Here is a 2540-nt window from a genome sequence, read left to right on the forward strand (position 1 = left end):
TTGCAATGAGCAAGTCATTATCTCGGAACCTAAGCGGGTTGTTTACAAGAAACCCCAAAGTTTTTATATTCCTAGCTCCGTTCAAATCAGCATCAATTTGTAACTGGCAATTTAGGTTTATGCAGCTAAAATTCTTACCCTTATAGGTATGTAGTTGCGCTAAGCGCGAAGACAGCGCAACTACATAGGTAAATGTGAATTAAAAATAAATTTTAAATTGGCAATCTAAAATTTGATATTCCCTGCTTATTTTGGGTTTTTGATGTAAAATTTGTCTATTTTAGAGATGTGTAATATAGCAACCGCCAGGACAGTTATGGCATCTTAAAAGACCATAACAAATTGAAAGCAAGCATTTCCATAAGTGACTTTTGACTTTTGCTATAAGTGGGTTAAGGCACGGTTCGTTAATTAGGGCTTGAAAAAGTCGATCGTCGCGACCGTGCCTAACTCAACCTACGCTTTAATAACCATCTCAATTTTCCGTATCGTCACCAAAACGAATAATGTCATCTTCGCCAAGATATTCTCCGTTTTGCACTTCAATCATTACTAGCGGAATCACGCCTGGATTTTCAACTCGGTGAGGCATGGACATAGGAACGTAAGTAGATTCTTTTTGTTTGAGTAGAGTTTCTTTACCATCGCAGATAACTTTAGCCGTACCGGAGACGACAACCCAATGTTCGCTGCGGTGATAGTGCATTTGGGTACTGATGTGATGACCGGGTTTGACCTCGATGCGATTAATTCTGTAACGTTCCGCTTCTTCTAAAATTGTCACCGTTCCCCAAGGTCGTATGCGAGTTTTAGCAGGTTCGGAATTCAAGGTCGCAGTCATAGTTTGTTCGTCATTTTGATTTTCTGGCATAGCAGTCTCCTGAAATTTACTTGTATCTTGTTTTAAGGGAAATAATTATTAAGTTCAAGACAAAGGTGAGCAGATTGGCGACAATAACAGGGAGATCGTTTTTGGCAATTCCATAGACTAACCACAGAAACACACCCAAACTGAAAGTAATCAGCATTCCAAACGAAAAGTCTTTCGCTGATTTGGATTTCCAAGTTTTAATTACTTGAGGCAAAAAGGCGATCGTCGTTAACGTTCCCGCTAATAAGCCCAAAACAGTTAGCAAATCCATAATTTTTTATCGCTCAACCATTAAAGCTGCACCAAGCTTTAACTCAGCACTAAAGCGGTTGGTGACACACTGCTTCGACATTATAGCCATCTGGGTCGAGGACAAAAGCCGCATAATAATTAGCGTGGTATTGCGGTCGCAATCCCGGTTTGCCGTTGTCAGTTGCGCCAGCCGCCATAGCCGCTGTATAAAAAGCATCCACCGCATCTCGCGTAGTAGCCTGGAAAGCAATGTGAAAGCCGACTGAAGGTGTAATGGCTGCCATCACATCGTGTTTGCGACCTATCCAGAAGCTCGGTTCGATATCAGAATCCAAGCCATAACCCGCTGCTTGAATACCGTCAAATTCAATATCCATGCAACGCTTAAAACCGAGTTCTGAGAGAACGTTATCGTAAAACGTCAGACTTTGCCCAAAATCTGAGACGCCGATCGAAATATGGTCAATCATGGTAATGTTTGCTTTGCGTAAAAATTTGCCGGAATTTCCTCAATTGTTGTATGGTATGGCGAGCAATGCCAACAGTAATTTCCGTAGAAAGCTATGCTTGGGTTACTTAATCAACGCTTACCCAGGCTGGCATTTTGGACATTAGCTTGAGAGTTTACCTTATACCAATGTCTAAATTTTTACCGGGAGTCTACCACACCCTATTCACTGCTGCAACGATCGCTGCACTGTGGATGGGCGCAACTAAAAACAGTAGCGCTGACAATTCCGTCTTTAGCGTATCGCAAGGCAGTAATGGCTCGACACCAGATTCTCTAGTTAGCCGACGTGCGATAAGTGTCATCGGTCAGGGTCTGGTGACCGCACCAGCAGACACGGCTCGCCTGGAATTTCGCTTCGCCAATCGCGCACCTGTTGAGCCACCACCAGCAACAAGCTTGACACCGGCACAAGAAGCTCCTTCTTTACCTGGAGAGGAACCCCTCAAGCCTGTAGTTGATGCCCTAGTTGGTATGAAAGTACCACAGGATAACATCACAATTGAAACCAGCTCCCTAGAAAATCCCAAGCTGCTGGTTAAAATCGACAAGCCAACTCGCGAACGGGTGCAAGAAGTTGTGAAAGTGGCAAGTTCTGCGCTCAAAGGCAGCGATGCTCTGTTTATTCAAGGTATCGGTGCGGAATATGCGGTAAATGACTGTCAGCCACTGGAACGCACCGCTCGCCGTATCGCACTCAAGGATGCACAGAGTCAGGTGAGTAGTATTGCTTTAGAAATGGGTGTGCAAGTTGGAGAACTTCTGTTAGTGACAGTTTATCCGATCGTCAGTCCTGCATCTGTTTCCGCTTGCGGTTCCAAGGTTGCCGTTCCCACTTCCCCTTTTGCTGGATTCAGCGACAGTACACCCCCTTATAATCCCTCCGCTCCAACTGAGGTGCAAGTGAGG

The 2540-nt window shown here is 44.4% G+C and carries 4 protein-coding genes; 1 reads left to right on the top strand and 3 read right to left on the bottom strand.

Going from position 1 to position 2540, the window contains the following annotated elements:
- Nucleotides 1-475: 475 nt before the first annotated feature.
- From H6S82_RS28605 to H6S82_RS28615, 3 genes are read right to left on the bottom strand one after another with little or no spacing between them, the layout of a single operon-like run.
- Nucleotides 476-871, bottom strand: a complete 396-nt coding sequence (locus H6S82_RS28605; protein WP_190465270.1) for a phosphomannose isomerase type II C-terminal cupin domain — start codon at nucleotides 869-871, stop codon at nucleotides 476-478.
- 16 nt (nucleotides 872-887) lie between these two features.
- Nucleotides 888-1142: a SemiSWEET transporter gene (locus tag H6S82_RS28610; RefSeq protein ID WP_190465269.1), complete on the bottom strand. Its 255-nt coding sequence runs from the start codon at nucleotides 1140-1142 to the stop codon at nucleotides 888-890.
- 49 nt (nucleotides 1143-1191) lie between these two features.
- On the bottom strand, nucleotides 1192-1593 hold the full coding sequence (locus H6S82_RS28615; RefSeq protein WP_190465268.1) for a VOC family protein: 402 nt from the start codon (nucleotides 1591-1593) through the stop codon (nucleotides 1192-1194).
- Between the two features lie 167 nt (nucleotides 1594-1760).
- Between H6S82_RS28615 and H6S82_RS28620 the strand changes: the two genes are divergently transcribed.
- Nucleotides 1761-2540: SIMPL domain-containing protein (locus H6S82_RS28620; protein ID WP_191057132.1), on the top strand; the 780-nt coding region annotated here is incomplete at its 3' end.

It is taken from the genome of Planktothrix sp. FACHB-1355 (assembly GCF_014748295.1).
GTDB classification, from domain to species: Bacteria; Cyanobacteriota; Cyanobacteriia; order Cyanobacteriales; family Aerosakkonemataceae; genus Aerosakkonema; species Aerosakkonema funiforme_A.